Origin of the sequence: Acinetobacter guillouiae (assembly GCF_002370525.2) — a bacterium.
GTDB lineage: Bacteria > Pseudomonadota > Gammaproteobacteria > Pseudomonadales > Moraxellaceae > Acinetobacter > Acinetobacter guillouiae.
Genome location: NZ_AP014630.1, coordinates 1,774,309 through 1,792,241 on the forward strand (window position 1 = coordinate 1,774,309; position 17,933 = coordinate 1,792,241).

Consider the following 17,933-nt stretch of genomic DNA (forward strand, 5'->3'; position numbering starts at 1 on the left):
ATTTGATTAAAATTGTTAATCAATCACTAGAAAAAATTTATAAAGCAGATCGCTATCACATTTATTTTTATTAAAGAGAATTGCCGCTATAAAACCATAGAGACCAAAAATCATAATAGAAAATCGTGATTCATATTTATGATGAATTCTTTAAAAAGAGGGGATCTATTTCTAGGACTTTTGCAGATTGTAGTGGCATAAGCTCAGTTCAAAGCTGTTTAGTTTACTCATACTGTTTAAAACACATTATGCCAATCGACCAAATCGAAATAAAGAGAGTCAAACATCAGCTCAGTGTGATAATCGTGTTTTAAGCAGGAGCGTATTTTTAAATAAATATTTGATAAAACAATGAGAAATTTTTATCTTTTATATGAGTTATAATAAAAATAGATGCAGTTTTGCTTAAATATTAACCACAAGATAGACTAGTCTGTATAGACAAAGCCCTAAATTTTTTAGTACAATTGATCACAATTTAGAATTAAATAATAACGCATGTCTAACAATATTTATGCTGCTTTGGAGCAGCTTGGCTTATCAGCACAAAAACGTGCGATTCACGTACAATTTTCTAATTCGGCTTTGAGCCAACAGGTGTTCCTACAACGTATCGATGGAACACATCAAATCAATGAGGGTGTTCGGCTCCAACTCATCTGTCTTGCAACGTCAGCAACTATCCCTTTAAAAAGCTTTATTGGAACTCAAGCTGCAATTGATATTGTCACAGATAAATCCGAATTAACCCGTATTTCAGGGATTGTGACCCAAGCTGATATTGGCGCATCTGATGGTTCTCTTACCATCTATCGTTTGACTGTAGAAGACCCAACAGCACTTTGGAAACACCGTAGAAACTCTCGAGTATTTATGAATAAGTCGGTTGTGGATGTGATCCAGACCGTGTTCCAAGAATGGACACAACGCAGTCCGTTGTTTGCCTCAAGTCTGAGTTTAGATAAGAGTGGACTGAGCAAAGACTATGATGTACGCCCATTCATTATGCAGGCATCTGAAAGTGACTTTGACTTCCTGACCCGTTTGATGAGAAGTGAAGGGATTAACTGGCTGATTGATGAAGCACAGCTTAAAGTGTCGAGTTCAACAGAACAAATCCAAGCACAAAAGCTTCGTTTAATTGATGATAATTCGCAATTTAGTGCCTTAGAACGCCGCAATATTCGCTTCCATAGAAGTAGCGCCGTAGAAAAAACTGATTCAATCACCAATTTTATTGGTCAGCGTTCCATTCAACCGACTTCAGTGCATATCCAACGTTGGCAAGCTGATGTATTGGATATTGATGAAGGCGCTGGTAGTGTCCAAAGTAAACACAGCCATAGTGAAAATTATGACAATGCCAGTCTCGCTTTAGAACAAGCATGGCACTTTAGCCCTGCATGGATTCAAGACCTTAATGGTGAAGATGGTGCAACGCCATCGGGCAACAGTCAGATTGAAAAGTTTAACCAAAACCTCAGCAACTACTACGATTCACAAGCCAAACAATTTACAGCAACGTCAACTGTGCGCGATGCACATGTTGGTTATTGGTTTGAACTGAATGAACACCCTGAGATAGATCAACACTCAGGTGCAGACAAAGAATTTTTAATCACGGCTAAAAGCTTTTATAACCAAAATAACTTACCTAAAGATCTCACTGATCAAGTCACCGCTTTAGTTCAACAAAGCAATTGGCAAGCCACCCAAATCACCAGCAACACGAGTGATGAACGTCAAGCCAGTAATTTAACCATTCAACGTCGTAACATCAGTACAGTTCCAGCCTATAACCCATTACAACACCGACCGATGGCATCACCACAACGGGCCAAAGTAGTGGGGCCAAGCGGAGAAGAAATTCATGTTGATGAATGGGGACGTATTAAAGTTCGCTTCCTGTTTAGCCGTAATGAAGACAATACCCATGATGGCGGTGCGGGTTCTAATGACAATGACACAGATTCAGCTTGGGTCGATGTCCTGACCCCATGGGCAGGTGAAGGCTATGGGGCGCGATTCTTACCGAGAATCGGTGAGATTGTTGTGATTGATTTCTTTGATGGCAACATTGACCGTCCATTTGTGGTTGGGCGTATCCATGAAGCGCAACGTCATCCAAGCAAGTTTGATGACAAAGGCAAACTGCCTGACACCAAGAAACTGGCAGGAATCAAAAGTCGAGAGTATCAAGGTAGTGGCTACAATCAGCTAAGGTTTGACGATACTACTGGCCAAATCAGCAGCCAGTTACAAAGTAGTCATGCCGCCAGCCAACTTAACTTGGGCAAACTGAGTCATCCTAAAGACAAAGCGGAAAGTGATGATCGTGGTGAAGGCTTTGAGCTGAGAACTGACCAATGGGGAGCAGTACGTGCAGGGCAAGGTTTACTACTTTCGACTTATAAACAAGACCAAGCCAAAGGTGATCACCTTGATTCAGAGTTTGCCAAAAAGCAACTTGAAGGCAGTCAGACCAACAGTAAAGCTTTAAGTGATATTGCCAAGAATCAAAAGACTGATGAAATAGAATCAATTGAGCAACTCAAAGCTTTTGCCGAAGAAATTGAAAAAGATGTTGCCAAGTATAAAAAAGCCATCATGTTACTCAGTTCTGTTGATGGGATTGCCTTAAGTACCCCTGAAGATATCCATTTTTCAGCAACAGGCATCATTAGCCATACTGCGGGCGATAGTATTAACCTCAGTACCCAAAAGAATCTTTTGGGACAAGCTTTAGGCAAAGTGAGCCTATTTGCTGCACAAGGTGGTATTAAAGCCATTGCCGCGCAAAGTAAAGTTGAAATTCAAGCACAGTCAGACGCTTTAGATGTATTTGCCAAACTGGGGATTACCATCTCATCTACAGAAGATCGGATAGAAATCAGTAGTCCAAAAGAAGTGTTGATTACTGGTGGTTCATCACAGATTGCCCTAAATGGCTCAGGGATTTTCCCCAAAACAGGTGGGAAATTTGAGGTCAATGCAGGGCAGCACACATTTAAGCCGGGTGCCAGTGTGAGTAAATCAGCACAACTGCCGCCATCGAATCCACTTAAAGGCGCACTCGACTTATTAAAAAGCTATGGTGGGCAAGACTTCTTTAAACAAACCGGCTTTAAAGTGATTGATTCATTTGGCAAGCAAGTGTCTGGCAAGCTGGATGGCAATGGCTTTGCCCAAGTGACAGGTATTGCACCTGGCCCTGCCAAAGTTGAATTTGAAACTGATCCACGAAGTGCATGGGATAAAGCAAGTCATTTTAACCGTGATTATACTTGGTCAGAAGAAGTGGTCGGTGGTGCCACAAGCTTTGCACAAAATGCTTTAAATTCAGTGGGGCAAAATATGATGTCTCAACTCAAAAACAATTTATTCTCTTTGAATGCTGACTCATTGAAAGATATGGGCAAAAACGCTTTAAAAGACTTAGGCACACAAAGCTTGGGACAATTTAAAGAACAATTTACTCAAAGTGCATTAGGTTCAGTCTCTTCAGCATTGAATTTAAATTTATCTCCGTCACAGATGATGAATGTGGGACAGATGATTGCCAATCCAAGTCAATCCCTGCAAAACATTAAAGATCAAGGCATCGATTTCTTTAAAGACCAAGCCTCAGCATTGTTTGCTCAACAGACCAGCGGTTTAGTTTCTAATATAACTGCTGGAACAGGATTTGGGTCGTCACTGGGGCAAGGTTTTGTTGCAGAGTCATTTGGCGCTGCTCAAAATGGGTTAGATGCCCCTGTGAAAGTGATGGATGATTTTATTAAAAAAGATGAATATTTCTCTCGTTTCTTAACCTATAGCATTACCACTCGAAAAGGTGATGCATCTGCACCCACGATCCCACAAAACATTCCTCAACAAATCAGTCAGCCTGCGCCAATTTTGACTCAACAGACTCCACAAGCGACAGCACCTGTTGAAGTGAAAAAACCGCAGTCGATTTATGATATGGATAAGGATGTGGTACGGATGGATTTGGAAGAGTCTCGTTATGTCACCAAACAAGTGACTGTGCGAAAAACGACTGCTGAACCACCAGATGTATATAACGCGCGAAATAAATAATTGAACATTTTTTGAATTTTAATTGATTGAAATTAAATTAAAAATTAGAACGTATTAAGGTTAAGCTTATGGCATTTATAGACAGTAAAAATCAGACCGCAGGGTCAAATACACAGCAACAACCAACCGCTAAAGAGACCAAGCCAGCGGTAGAGTTGGCGGTATTTAATTTGGCCAGCCTAACGCATACAGAAGACCATAAGTTTATCGCCCATCAAATCCAAAACTATTTACAAGCTTGTGGAAACACCAGCCTAGAACAGATCAAAGCAAGCGCCAATGTACCGACAGTCGCCAATATCTTTGCATTATCCGGCAGTGTTTTAGACCTTATTTTATTTGCCACTGAACCCAAACAAGCTGAGGCAGGCGTACAACAATCGGCATTGTTAAGCATGAACTTAATCGGTTTATTTTTACAACCGAATACAGAAGCACATGTGCGTATGGCTTTACGTCCAATGCTGGGTTTAATGGCCGAATGTTTATACCCAGCCAATGGCAAAATCAAAGAAGCTGATTTACGACGTATGCAGCTACACTTAAATGCGCAGATGGCCGGCGATTTAGAAAAATTCCTACAAGAAACACAAGCTAAATTATCAGGTTTATTGTCTAGTGCAACGACATTAGGGACTTCAATTCTCCAAGCTTTTAGCAGCAGTGCTGTAGCTGGATTACCCAGCGTTGCTTCAGCGGGAGCCACAGCTGAAAAACGTGATCCCAGCAAACAGTTTAGCAACTGGGCACAGCCATTGATTGATTTGTTGGGTACACCTGCACAAGCTGATATGACGGCAAAGATGATACCGAATATCGCAACACGATTAACAGAAGAAGTGCTTAAGGCCACACCACAACTTGCTACAGTGATTCAACAACAAAGCAATACAGGAACTCAATATAGCCTTGCTTGGTTGATTCAAGAAACCCTAAAAGTCATCCAAACTCAAGGTAAAAAAGCCACAGCCAGTGTGCCGTTAAACCAAACAGGCGAACATGAGCAGCATATCAATGGTGATATTTTAGAGTTTGTCACCTTACAACCGGATGCCTTAAATGATCCGATTTGTGCGACCTTAGTTCAAGATCAAAGTTCTAAAACGGATAAAAGTATCAGTTATGCGATTGGCGCTGAACGGGTTAATCATTCAGACTTTTACTTGCCTAAAGTTGGTTTTGCCTTTAGTCGTCAATATAACTCTCAAATGAATGAGTTTGACCACAGTATGATCGGTGCACGTTGGATGATGCCATTTTCCAATGTGATCATACAAAACCAAAATGGTTATTTATTTATTGACAGCAATGGACGTAAACATCAACTGCCTGCTTCGATCGTCTATGAAAAATATCAGGTACCCTTTGAAGGCTTTAGTGTCGCACCACATGACGATGGGGATTTATTGCTGAATTTTGGTTCAGACTGGAATTTCCATTTTCATAGTTTTAATTCTGGAAAACATTATCACCTCGTTCAACAATTTAATGATCAGACTGATGAAAAAGTGGTTCTGACCTATTTATTATTTGAACAATTTGCCTATTTACAGGCGATTGATTTTCAATTGAAGCGCGCTAAACACTTAGTCAAGTTTGCTTTTAATGAACAAGCCAAAGTCATTGCGGCATTTGTAGATGAACAAACAGAAGCATTGGCACGTTATGAATATGATCAACAAGGCAATTTGATCAAAGCCATTGATCAAAATGGACATACACGCAGTTATGAATATAACCAAGCCCATCAATTGACCCGTTATACAGATCGTACTGGACGTGGGCAAAATATTCGATATGAATCTACCGCACCCAAAGCCAAAGCGATTGAGGAATGGGCAGATGATGGTAGTTTTAAAACCCGTTTAGAATGGCATCCACGTTTGCGTCAAGTGGCCGTCTATGATGCTTATGAAGTTCCAACCTATTATTATTTTGATTTAGACGGTTTTACCTATCGTACTCGTTTAGCCGATGGTCGTGAAAAGTGGATATCTCGAGATAGTCAAAAACGGATTACGCGTCAAATTGATTTTGCAGGCTTAGAAACAGAGCAAGTCTATAACGATCAAGATCAATTGGTGAAAATTGTACAGCCAAATGGTGGCATTATCCTGTTTGCCTATGATGAAAATGGTAATCTGACTGAAACCAAAGACCCAGAAGGCAATATCTGGAAAAAACAATATGATGCTGATGGCAATGTCAGCAAAGACATTAATCCTTTAGGGCATACTACCCAATATAAATATAATAATGATAATCAATTGGTTGAAGTGGTTGATGCCAAAGGCGGCTCAAAGAAAATTCAATATAATGATCTTGGACAGATGGTGTCGTATACCGATTGTTCAGGGAAAAGTAGTGCTTGGGAATATGATGAAGACGGTACACTGACCGCACAAGCTGCTGCAGATGCGCAACAGGTTCAGTATCTCTATAGTACTCAAGGTAAAGACCGGGGGCAGTTACAAGCAATTATTTATCCTGATGGATTAAAAGAACAATTTGAACATGATGAAGAAGGACGTTTACTTAAGCATACCGATAGCAAAGGCTTAATTACCCAATATAAATACAATCAGGTCGGGCTATTAGAACAACGGGTCGATGCTAATAGAGACCAAATCGGCTACCAGTGGGATAAACAAGGTCGAATTCAAAAACTAAGCAATCAAAACCATGCCGAATATCTATTTGACTATAATCGTTTTGGGCAATTGGTGCGTGAACAAGCCTTTGATGGTGAAGAAAAGCACTTTACATATCATGACAATGGATTTTTATTTCAAATCCGCCAACCAAATATTCTGACCCAATTTGGCTATCATACGGATGGTTCGATCGCGTCAAAAACCTATACCCATTTACAAACTCGACATCGTCAAGTTGAAGAATTTGAATACAACTTAAATAACCAACTCAGCAAAGCGACCAATATAGAAAGCCAAATTGATTTTTATCGCAATCAACTTGGACAATTGGTACGTGAGCATCAACACTATAAAGTACCAAATCTAAACCCACTCACAGCAGTATTACGTTATGAATACGATGAATTGGGGAATTTGACTCAAACCATTCGTCCTGATGGACAAGTACAAGCCAATCTAAGTTATGGATCAGGGCATATTTATGGTATTGCTTTTAACCAACAAGATATGGTGGCATTCCAACGTGATGATTTACATCGTGAAACCACACGACTGCTGGCCAATGGGTTAGTGCAAACTAAGAATTATAATGATGTGGGCTTACTTAGCTCACAAATCATTCGCCCAGAGCAAGAAACAACGGATAGGGTACAATTTCAAACAGAACGTCATTATCACTATGATAACAACTATTTGCTGACTCAAGTCGATGATAGTCGTCTAGGAAAGTTAAATTACCAATATGATCCAATCGGACGTTTAATCAAAAGCCAAAACCCATATAAGACTGAAAGCTTTAGTTTTGATCCTGCTGGGAACTTGATTGATCCGATTGCCACTCAAGCTGCGCAAGTGAAAAATAACTTGATTAGCCAGTATCAAGGCAAACATTATAAATATGATGCACAGGGCAATGTGATTGAAACCACCCAAGCCGGTCAGACTTTAAAACTGACTTGGGATAACTTAAATCGTCTGATTCAAAGTGACAACAATGGTCAAATTACTGATTATGGTTATGATGTATTTGGTCGCCGATTATTTAAGAATAACCAAACAGACCATAGCATAACCTTATTTGGTTGGGATGGTGATCAGATGGTCTGGGAGTCATATCAAGCAAACCAAACTCAATCAAAACAGCAAGACTATACCAAACACTATGTCTATGAACCGAATAGCTTTGTACCACTATTACAGACAGGTTATGCTGGCTTTATTCAGCTGATAGAAACACCTGACTATCGCCAATTTCAAAACGTACCCTATTCGATTTATAAAGATCCTGTATGGAAAACAGAAACCAGAAAAAACAAAGCTGAATTAGAACGTGTTGCCTTTTATCACTGCGACCAAGTCGGTACTCCACAAACCTTGAGTAATGAGTTAGGCGAGTGTGTTTGGGAAATCAAACAGGATACATGGGGCACAGCTTTAGAAATTAATACAACAAACCAAGACAATCCATTGGAACAAAGTAATATCCGTTTTCAGGGTCAATATTACGATAAAGAAACAGGGTTACACTATAATCGTTATCGTTATTACGAACCGTATAGTGCAAGGTATGTGAGTAAAGACCCAATTGGGTTATTTGGTGGTTTACATAGCACTAAGTATGTTAGTGATCCAAATCAGTGGGTGGATCCGATGGGGTTGATGGCAGATTATGCTTGGACGGATGGTAATGGTAGTTTTTCTAGAACTAAAGATTCGAAGCATAAATATCCAGCAGATTCAATAACTGCCGCTAAGAATGTACAAATGGATAGGCAGGCCCAGATTGATGCTGAAAATAGACAAAGGATGATGCAGATTCAGAATGAAAGTAAAAAAACACAAGAAGCATGGAATGCTTCAGCTCAGAGTATGAATGAAATAAATAAACAGCAATCGAGAGGTTATGGGCAGGAAATACCTTTAATACCAAAGAAAATAGATACTTCTTGGATTCCACCTACATTACCCCAACCTGTTGTTGATGTCGCAGCAGCATGGGGGGATACTGCAAGTATGGGAATTACTAATAAAATAAGAGATTTAATGGGAACTAATGATGGTGTTAATAAGGATTCAAAATCTTATATGGGAGGGCAGGTTTTAGGGCTTACTAACTTAGCTGGATTAGGGAGGACAGCTATTCTTAAAGCGGGTGGAGCAACTAATCTATTAACAGGCGTTGGAGCATCTACTAGAACATATATTGCCGCTAATGCTATCCCAACAGCGACTGTAACAGGTATTGCCTTACCTGCAGGAATGAGCAGCTATGAATGTAATTGTATTAGCTTACCACCAATAGACACAAACAAAGTTGTTTTTACTACAGCAGTTTCAAGTGCTACAGCTGGAGTTTATAAAGGATCTATGGTAAAAGGTGCGGGAGGAGATGCCACAAAGCAAGTAGGGAAAAAATTGGATGAATCTATAGCTATAACTGAAAAAGCTATGATAGGTGTAGTTGCAGGAGCTGCAAGTTGGGGTATTAAATTAGGTGCTAATTCTACAGCAGGTTATAAAAAAGAGGACCAAGAGCGGAAGAAAAATAATCAGAAGGATAAAGAGTAGAAATTAGTGTAATTTTATGTAAAATCATAGGAAATCATGATGTTAGAATTTTTTATTACTTTGCTGTCATCTTTTTTAAGAATTAAGAATAAACCCTATCTAACGTTTTTTTTAAGAACCATTATCATAAGTGTGATAACAGCATTGTTTTTAATTTTTTTCAAATCAAGCGATAAAGAGATAATGAAAAGTTTAAATTGGTTGGTTGGTTGTTCTTTATCTATTGGATTAGTCATAAGTTTTATTGCAGGAATATGTGAAATTGGAAGAGAAAATATTGAAAAATGAGTAATTAATTTATTCAGTTTTTTATTTTAAAAGTTGACATATATCTAATCGAGTCAAAAAACAATTTGAACACGATGAAGAAGGGTGCCTATTCAAACATACCGATAGCAAAGGCTTAATCACTTACCTACTGACTCAGGTGGATGACAGCAGATTAGGCAAGTTAAATTACCAATATGATCCAATCGGACGTTTAATCAAAAGCCAAAACCCATATAAGACTGAAAGCTTTAGTTTTGATCCTGCTGGGAACTTGATTGATCCGATTGCCACTCAAGCTGCGCAAGTGAAAAATAACTTGATTAGCCAGTATCAAGGCAAACATTATAAATATGATGCACAGGGTAATGTGATTGAAACCACCCAAGCCGGTCAGACTTTAAAACTGACTTGGGATAACTTAAACCGTCTGATTCAAAGTGACAACAATGGTCAAATTACTGATTATGGTTATGATGTTTTTGGCAGACGATTATTTAAGAATAACCAAACAGACCACAGTTTAACCTTATTTGGTTGGGATGGTGATCAGATGGTCTGGGAGTCATATCAAGCAAACCAAACTCAATCAAAACAGCAAGACTATACCAAACACTATGTTTATGAACCGAATAGCTTTGTACCGTTATTACAGACTGGTTATGCTGGCTTTATTCAGCTGATTGAAACACCTGATTATCGCCAATTCCAAAATGTACCTTATTCGATTTATAAAGACCCTGTATGGAAAACAGAAACCAGAAAAAACAAAGCTGAATTAGAACGTGTTGCCTTTTACCACTGTGACCAAGTCGGTACTCCACAAACTTTAAGTAATGAGCTAGGCGAGTCTGTTTGGGAAATCAAACAGGATACATGGGGCACAGCTTTAGAAATAAATACAAGTGATAATCTGCTTGAGCAAACCAACTTAAGATTTCAAGGGCAATATTACGATAAAGAAACAGGGTTACACTATAACCGTTATCGTTATTACGAGCCGTTTAGTGCAAGGTATGTGAGTAAAGACCCGATAGGATTATTTGGGGGATTAAATAATTCTGCTTATGTAAGTGATCCAAACCAGTGGGTGGATGCTTTAGGTCTAGCAAAGATATTTATACATCCTGATGGCAGTTACTCAGGAACATATGTATCTGGTGCAATAGGCCAAAATGATGAAGCAAAAAACTACATTGCACAACTGGAAAAAAATGCGAGGTTTACTAAAGTAAAAGAAAGAAGAGAAACTGTTCACCAAAAACATTGGGACTGGGAAAAACAACAAGAAGAGATTTGGAATAGGGATCCTATTGGAAATCAAAAATTACATGACAAGCAAATAGCAGAATATGATGCGATGAAAGCAGCTGAATTAGCCCAAAAAAGTGAATCAATAGATTATGATTGTCAACTAGTTGAATATTTTACATGTTCAGGAGGCGCGGGTGTTACTTCTGTTGGAATTGCTGTAAATTTATATAAACCAAAAGACATATTTATAAGTGGTTCACTTGGGAGTGATATTTCTAAAGATGAAATTCTCAAGGGATTAACAGGGCGGCCAATGTCGAGATCAGATTTTACAAAGGGTATTGGTAGTAAACTTATTTCAAGAGGCTTTTCTTGTACAGGTAATTATATTCAGAATAAACCGAAAGGAAAAGATCCGGCAGTTTATGTATCAGAGTTTTTACAAGGATGGTCAGAAACATATTCGACAGGATGGTATGGTGCTGTTGGTACTCTTACTGTACCAGATGGAGAGGGTGCATTAGATCCTAATGGAACAAAAGCTTGGGGATTTGGTATTGGTACTCCAAGGGTTGTAGGTTACTCTAAAGACTATGGAATACAAGTACATAGTGAGGATAATTAGTGAAAATATATATATTGCTTGCTACTGTTTTTTGCTATCTTGGTTATTCAGTTTATATGGATAAAATTAATACTCCAGAAATTAGAAGTTTTTATCAAAATACAATCAATAATTTATTTTTAGAGTATGAGCCTGAGATAGTTAATGTGACCGATAAAGATCAAGTAATAACCAATTATTTATTTATAAAACCAGAAAACCTTACATTCTCAAAATTTCAGATATTGAATGATAAAATAAAGAGAAGAGGGTGGGTTCAAATAAAAAGTGATAATGAATATTATCAATACTGTTTTGAAAACAAATACTTTATGAAAATTGTTTTTCCTGATGGGTTTTTATATAAAAATAACCCGGATCAAAGTAAAGATAAAGTATGGGTTGATTTAACCTATACAAAAGGAGGGGTTTCAACTTGTACCAAATAAAATGTGGTTTAGAAATAATGAAATTTTTTATGCTTATGTGTTTTTTTATATTTAATTGTGATGTTTTTGCAGTTGAATATCATCCAAGAATAAATATTAATGATCTGATTGATAAAATAAATAATAGAAAGAATGCAATGTATTTTAATGGTGATAATTTGGATGAAAGAAATTCATTCAAACAAGTTTATTATAGAAATATTATTCAAGACAGAAATTTTTCTTTTCAAAAAGGATTGATAGAGTATTCTTTTTTAAAATCAGATGGTATTGATAGTTATGGTTATGCAGAGCATTTTTATGATTGTTCAAATGATGAGAAGATCATATATAGACAAAAATATAATAATAAAGGTGATTTTTTTTCCTCAGAAGTATTATTAGTAGATTTAAGTGTATATAGTAAAGATTTTGATAAGTTTATATGTAATGATATAATTTTTGATAAAAATTAATTAAAGTATGAAGTGTTTAGTCGTCATTTATTTAAGAATAACTCAACTAATCATAGTTTGACACTATTTGGTTGGGAGATTGATTTGATAGATTGGGAATCAGTTAAATCATCGAAAGCGTTAATAGATTATACTAGGCTAACAATTTATCAAGGATTTAAGTAGATGTTAATGAATAATGATCAAATCCCTACTATTTATAAATGGGAGGAGATAGATGAATTACAATATATGCCAGATAAAGTATTTAATTACTATATATTAGGATTAAAAAATATATTGAAGTAATTCCTTTAAATGCTGATACAGCAAGTGCTGTAAGTGTTTTTTTTAACTTGATTGAAGAGAGAGTGAGAAAATAATCAGATGTAATTAAAGATGTATATCCTGAGTTCAAACCTCTTTTATATCATATAGCTAATAATCAAGAGTAATTTGATGCAGATTTAGATATATATGGGAAATTTATGGATAAATATAATTTCATTGAGAGTAAAATGTCAAAATTATAAATAGCAATAAAAATATAAAGTTTACGTACTGTGCAATTATATTAAAAATCCTGAAAGCCGAATTTATAAAGTTTCAGTATGGAAAACAGAAACCCGAAAGAACAAAGCTGAATAGGAGTGTGTTGCGAGGGGAATTTAGATAAATGGATTATTTTATATAGGTATAATATGTATGGAAATACAAATTGTGAGAATTATTTTAAAAATAACCTGAGGTGAAATATGTTTAAAAATTAATAATTTTTTAACGAAAATTCTCTAGTTGTTTAGAGTGAATTTTAATAAGGTGGGTGAATGTTTTTGTTAGAAAAAACAAAGAAAATAATAATGAGATTAGTTATTTTTTTATTTATATTAAGTTTAATTTCTTGTACCCAAAAGACAGAAAGACTAGAATATGTAGATCCTGTTAATTTTACATCGAAGGTTTTTAAGAATGTGAATTATGAATATGTGAATATTCTAAAAAAAGAAAAATCAGAAATAAATTTAGTGTATGTGAAAAAGTCAGATATGACGAAAAATTATTTTAATGATACTGTTGTTGATAATATAAAAAATCAAGGTTGGAAACAAGTTAGTCCCGAGTTTCAAGATCAAAATTTATTTTGTTCTGGTGCTAATAATATGATGAGTGTGGTTTATCCTACGAAAGAAATTTATAGAAACTTAAAAGGGGATACTTTAACAATTAAAAAAGAAAACTTAGATAAATGGGTGATTTCCTATATCTATAATTATCATGGGCTTGCTGAGTGTGAAACATAGCCTTGAGGTTGTTAAAAAATCAAAAATTAAGGAAGTAAAATGCATAAAATATTCTTTTCTATACTAGGATTATCCTTTTTCTTGGTGTCTTGTGTAAATAATAATCCAAATGAAAAAAGAGTTGATATTCAAGATTTTTTAAAAATTGTCTTTGAAGGATATCAATATAAATATGAGGCAGGAATAGTGAAGCCTAGTGCGGAAATTTCTAATATTTTGATATCCAAAGATAATATGAGTAAGGTCGATTTTTTGCATGTCGAAAAAAAATATTAAAAGAAGGATGGGTGAGAAAGGATGTTTATAATGGATTATATATATTGTCATGGTGTTTATAATAAATTAGGAATTTTATATCCAGAAAAGAATGAATATTTTGATAGAAGTGGAAGTAGAGTTGTTTTTGGTGATTTTAATGATTGGTTGATTTATTATGTATATAATGATGATGGTGTAAATGGTTGTAAGTAATTTATATGGAGTTTTTATTTAAAATTATTTGGAGTGAATGAAAATTAAGATAGTAGTTTTCTTGTTTGAAGTGCTGATTAATTAATAGGGCTGAAAGTTGAAGTGTTTTATGGTGTTGAAATATATATGTATTTTATTTGTTTTAATGGTGGGTTGTAGCTCAAATACAAATATGTATGAAAATAAAGATAGTTTAAATTTCTCTTTAGTAAGTGAAAAAATATTTTATAATGTTAAATATGATTTTCTTGAAGTTATAGTCAAAGATAAGGTCGAAAATTATAATGTTTTTGTTAGTAAAAAGGACATGAGTATTGACTTTTATAATAGCGTTGTAACAAAAAGAATTAAAGATATGGGTTGGAAAAAGGTTAAATCAACCTATGAGAATCAGGATATATACTGTTATGATGAAAAAAATGAAATGGCAATCTTATATCCTACAAAACAAAATTATTCTTCGAAAGATGGCAAGAATGGATTTAGTATAACAAAAAAATACCTAAACTATTGGGTTGTGTATTATAGGTTTAAAGATGATGGTACCAATAATTGTAAATATTTAACACTGACATTAGGACAACAATAATGCTAAAGAAAACGCTCTTTATATTGTTAAGCAGTACAATTTTTACAGTACATGCAACTCCTGATTTTTTAAGCTATAAAAATTGCAGTCCGCTAAATTTAAGTGATGCAAATTTTAGTCTTTCATCGAAAGATGTCTTTCCTGAATATTCATACATCACTAAAAATTATAACTTTTTGACGTTACCGATTTCAGATCAAGATCAACGTTACTGTTTAATTATCAATAATAAAAATAAAGTGATTGTTGATGCTATTCCGACAATGTTAAGTGGTATGTGTGCTGGAAAGTGGGATAAGCAAAAAGATCTACCTATTTGGGAGGCTGATGTCGGTGGGGGAAGAGGCGCAGTTGTTTATATGAATTATTCAACAAGCCAAAATTTAAAGAAATTGAAAAAGTCTGAAAGATTAGAAATAGATGAAATAATTAAAAGTATAAATTGCCAATTGCCTGTATATAGCAAAAATGATATTCAAGAGCTTAATGATTCTGCATTTTATTTATATAAATTAGGTTATTACAATGAATCTTTAAGCATTTTAAACCATGTTATAAAGCTAGATCCAAGTAAAGCAATAGCTTACTTAAATATTGCCGATATATATGTCGCACAAAAAAATGAAGCTCTCGCTAGGAAAAACTACGCTCTATATTATGCAGAGATGAAAAAATTAGGTCTTTTAAGCAAAGTGCCAAATAGAATTAAAAAATACTTATAGTTAGGTTTTTTTAGAGAAGATTTTTCTCTAATTATTTTATATCCATTAGGAAAATTCGCAAAGACTCCAGCAGGTATTCCATTAAGCTATGATGACATTAATTTCTGGCAGATTTCTGTTTATAAAAGTACATCAAAGTTAGCTGCATGTAATCAAAATTAAAACGATTTTATTGATTTTAAGAAGCTTTGATTTGAATCGTTGCCATAAGTTTGGTTTTTCAATAAAACCTAAAAATCACAGTTTTTTTACCTCCTTATCGTGATTGAATCAATCCGCATTAAACACAGTCTGTAAATTCCGACTTTATAGTTTGCCCATTGTTTGTTGTACATAAATTCTTCATTTTTATATGATGTTAAACAAGGATGTACAACAATGAAGAAGTTATTTCTATTTATAGGTTCAATGGGGCTTTTGGTCAGCATGCCTAGTTTTGCAGCAGATTTAAGTATAGGTGACCCTAAAACAGAATCAGGTGAACTTAAACTTTCAGGCGCAATCCGTACCCGATATATGTACAAAGATTATATCGTTGAGGCAAATGAAGGTTCTAAAAATAAGGACTGGCAGCTTGCAGATATTAAAACAGTATTGAGTTATGAAAATCCAAATTGGATTGCCTCATTAGATCTACGCTGTTACCAATACAGCCGCTTATGTGACGGATTATTTCTAAAAGATGCTTGGGCTGGGTATAAAATTTCAGACCAACAACGCTTTACCGTGGGCTTTCAATCAGTTGATTTTGGATTTGGTCGACTGTGGGGTAACAGTTATTATGAAACCTTGCTAAATACCGTTGGCTTAGAAGATATTCAAAATCTAGGTGCGAAGTATCAGTTTAAAAATGATCAATACAATTTTATTTTAGGTTTTTATCTAACAGATGGTGGTAATTATACAGGAACGTCTAAAGACGCCAGCCGCTATAGTGGTAACTTTGTTCAAGCCGATGATTTAAGCCAAGGCACAGATATTAATGAAAAAAATATGTGGGTGACGCGCTTATCTAGAAAATTTGAGCTAGACCCAGCGCAAAAGTTTTCAACTGAGATAGGTGGTTCATTCTGGTACTCAGATCTGGAAAATAATCGCACGCAGCAAGATGGTCATCGAAGTACATGGAGCGTATTTAGTACAACCAATTATCAAGCATGGCAATGGCTCTTCCTTGCAGGTGAACAGAACATTAATAATGCCGATAATCTTCTGCCAAATAGCTCAACCATCGGGGCATTTGATTACCCCTACCAAGTGGCCAATAAAGGCAAATTTATGGCCAATGAAATTAATTACACTTTGGCTCAACCCTTTTATCAGTTAGAAAATATTAAACCTTATCTGTCCTATAGCCGCTTCTTTAAAGATCAAAAGGGCTATCAAGATTCAGATCGTTTAATTGCTGGGGTGTATTTTAATTATAAAGCAGTAGGGATTCAGGGCGAATATATTTGGAGTCGTAATGATCCAATGACAGGCGGCAGTGCCAACGGTCTTGCACAAGGCGACAGTAATCAGTGGAATAAATTATTTTACTTATCACTTGGTTATTACTTCTAAAATTAACATTGAAGATCAACCAGTCTATTTAAAATAGGCTGGTTTTTTCGATTATGCCTACGCCAGCCATTCTTAGGAATAGTTGGCACTTAGGAATAAACGGCTGTTAGGGTTAGGCAGCTCTTAGGATCAATGCCCCGATTAAAATAATACATGACGAGACAATACGTATCACATTAACTTGCTCTTTAAGAATAAAGATCGAAATTAGCGTAGCAAATAAAATCGAGGTTTCACGCAGTGCGGCAACAATAGCAACTGGTGCAAGTGTCATCGCCCACAATGCGAGTCCATAAGAGAAAAATGAGCCAATCCCGCCAATTAAACCGAAATGCCAATTATGACGAAAATAATTACCCATCTGGTGATATTGCATTTTCAAGGCAAACATAAAAAAGATCAGACCTGAGAGCACAAAGCTCCATAAGATATAAGAAATGGGTGATCCTGAGAGACGAATCCCATGACCATCCACCAAGGTATAGCCAGCAATTAAAACTGCATTGAGCAAGGCTAAGCCAATCCCTTTTCGTCCGGTTTGAGAGGTCGCGAAGATCATAGATAAAATGCCGATGGAAATGGTAATGATCCCAAGCCAAGCATTAAGTTCTAATGTTTCATGCAGCAAGAATGTCCCTAAAACTGCCACAATAAGCGGTGCAGTACCACGCATCAGTGGATAACTTAGTCCCATGTCAGCGACACGATAGATTTTGGCAACCATGCCAAAATAGAGAATCTGTATTCCCGTTGAGGCCAAAATATAAGGCCAACTAGCGCGATGTGGTATCGGGAAAAAGGGCAGCAGTAGCGCTGCTAAAACTGCTGCTGATGCAGTCACCAATACAGTGGTTAAAAATTTATTTGAGCCTGCTTTGACAATAGCATTCCATGTAGCGTGAAATGCCGCTGCGATTAAAATAAGGCCAAATATTGCCGTGCTCATATGCTGCCTGCATGTTCATGATTGAATT

General features: G+C 36.0%; 12 protein-coding genes and 1 pseudogene. 12 read left to right on the top strand and 1 reads right to left on the bottom strand.

What is annotated here, in order from left to right; translation table 11 throughout:
* The first annotated feature begins 498 nt into the window (after nucleotides 1-498).
* The 12 genes and pseudogenes from AS4_RS08095 (at nucleotide 499) to AS4_RS08145 (ending at nucleotide 16,959) form a co-directional block, all read left to right on the top strand.
* Complete coding sequence (locus AS4_RS08095; protein WP_096733817.1) at nucleotides 499-4,083, top strand: type VI secretion system Vgr family protein; 3,585 nt, start codon at nucleotides 499-501, stop codon at nucleotides 4,081-4,083.
* Between the two features lie 68 nt (nucleotides 4,084-4,151).
* Entirely contained in the window at nucleotides 4,152-9,305 is a 5,154-nt protein-coding gene (locus AS4_RS08100; protein WP_227548146.1) for an RHS repeat-associated core domain-containing protein, read from the top strand.
* A gap of 39 nt (nucleotides 9,306-9,344) precedes the next feature.
* Entirely contained in the window at nucleotides 9,345-9,593 is a 249-nt protein-coding gene (locus AS4_RS08105; RefSeq protein ID WP_096733818.1) for a hypothetical protein, read from the top strand.
* Between the two features lie 124 nt (nucleotides 9,594-9,717).
* Nucleotides 9,718-11,451: pseudogene (locus AS4_RS21970) on the top strand (RHS repeat domain-containing protein); the annotation flags it as partial.
* Nucleotides 11,452-11,507: 56 nt separating this feature from the next.
* Nucleotides 11,508-11,879, top strand: a complete 372-nt coding sequence (locus tag AS4_RS08115; RefSeq protein WP_126606911.1) for a hypothetical protein — start codon at nucleotides 11,508-11,510, stop codon at nucleotides 11,877-11,879.
* Complete coding sequence (locus AS4_RS08120) at nucleotides 11,867-12,334, top strand: hypothetical protein (protein ID WP_096733819.1); 468 nt, start codon at nucleotides 11,867-11,869, stop codon at nucleotides 12,332-12,334. Before AS4_RS08115 ends, AS4_RS08120 begins: the two co-directional genes overlap by 13 nt.
* Before the next feature lie 806 nt (nucleotides 12,335-13,140).
* Nucleotides 13,141-13,614, top strand: coding sequence for a hypothetical protein (locus AS4_RS08125; protein ID WP_096733820.1), 474 nt, complete (start codon nucleotides 13,141-13,143; stop codon nucleotides 13,612-13,614).
* Nucleotides 13,615-13,653: 39 nt separating this feature from the next.
* Complete coding sequence (locus AS4_RS21975) at nucleotides 13,654-13,890, top strand: hypothetical protein (protein ID WP_227548147.1); 237 nt, start codon at nucleotides 13,654-13,656, stop codon at nucleotides 13,888-13,890.
* Between the two features lie 30 nt (nucleotides 13,891-13,920).
* The gene (locus AS4_RS21980) at nucleotides 13,921-14,085 is read left to right on the top strand and encodes a hypothetical protein (protein ID WP_227548148.1); all 165 of its coding nucleotides are present in this window, start codon (nucleotides 13,921-13,923) and stop codon (nucleotides 14,083-14,085) included.
* Between the two features lie 109 nt (nucleotides 14,086-14,194).
* Nucleotides 14,195-14,674 carry a hypothetical protein gene (locus AS4_RS08135; protein ID WP_096733821.1) on the top strand — a complete coding sequence of 160 codons (480 nt, stop codon included), beginning with the start codon at nucleotides 14,195-14,197 and terminating at the stop codon, nucleotides 14,672-14,674.
* The gene (locus tag AS4_RS08140; protein ID WP_096733822.1) at nucleotides 14,674-15,396 is read left to right on the top strand and encodes a tetratricopeptide repeat protein; all 723 of its coding nucleotides are present in this window, start codon (nucleotides 14,674-14,676) and stop codon (nucleotides 15,394-15,396) included. Before AS4_RS08135 ends, AS4_RS08140 begins: the two co-directional genes overlap by 1 nt.
* A gap of 378 nt (nucleotides 15,397-15,774) precedes the next feature.
* Nucleotides 15,775-16,959, top strand: coding sequence for a TonB-dependent receptor (locus tag AS4_RS08145; protein ID WP_096733823.1), 1,185 nt, complete (start codon nucleotides 15,775-15,777; stop codon nucleotides 16,957-16,959).
* 112 nt (nucleotides 16,960-17,071) lie between these two features.
* On the opposite strand, the gene AS4_RS08150 is transcribed toward AS4_RS08145, so the two are convergent.
* Nucleotides 17,072-17,905, bottom strand: coding sequence for a DMT family transporter (locus tag AS4_RS08150; protein ID WP_096733824.1), 834 nt, complete (start codon nucleotides 17,903-17,905; stop codon nucleotides 17,072-17,074).
* Nucleotides 17,906-17,933 lie beyond the last annotated feature (28 nt).

Coding starts and splice junctions, on each gene's coding strand:
- AS4_RS08140 (WP_096733822.1), top strand. CDS start 14,674: ATGCTAAAGAAAACGCTCTTTATATTGTTAAGCAGTACAATTTTTACA.
- AS4_RS08100 (WP_227548146.1), top strand. CDS start 4,152: ATGGCATTTATAGACAGTAAAAATCAGACCGCAGGGTCAAATACACAG.
- AS4_RS08145 (WP_096733823.1), top strand. CDS start 15,775: ATGAAGAAGTTATTTCTATTTATAGGTTCAATGGGGCTTTTGGTCAGC.
- AS4_RS08125 (WP_096733820.1), top strand. CDS start 13,141: ATGTTTTTGTTAGAAAAAACAAAGAAAATAATAATGAGATTAGTTATT.
- AS4_RS08115 (WP_126606911.1), top strand. CDS start 11,508: ATGGATAAAATTAATACTCCAGAAATTAGAAGTTTTTATCAAAATACA.
- AS4_RS08135 (WP_096733821.1), top strand. CDS start 14,195: ATGGTGTTGAAATATATATGTATTTTATTTGTTTTAATGGTGGGTTGT.
- AS4_RS08095 (WP_096733817.1), top strand. CDS start 499: ATGTCTAACAATATTTATGCTGCTTTGGAGCAGCTTGGCTTATCAGCA.
- AS4_RS21975 (WP_227548147.1), top strand. CDS start 13,654: ATGCATAAAATATTCTTTTCTATACTAGGATTATCCTTTTTCTTGGTG.
- AS4_RS21980 (WP_227548148.1), top strand. CDS start 13,921: ATGGATTATATATATTGTCATGGTGTTTATAATAAATTAGGAATTTTA.
- AS4_RS08150 (WP_096733824.1), bottom strand. CDS start 17,905: ATGAGCACGGCAATATTTGGCCTTATTTTAATCGCAGCGGCATTTCAC.
- AS4_RS08105 (WP_096733818.1), top strand. CDS start 9,345: ATGTTAGAATTTTTTATTACTTTGCTGTCATCTTTTTTAAGAATTAAG.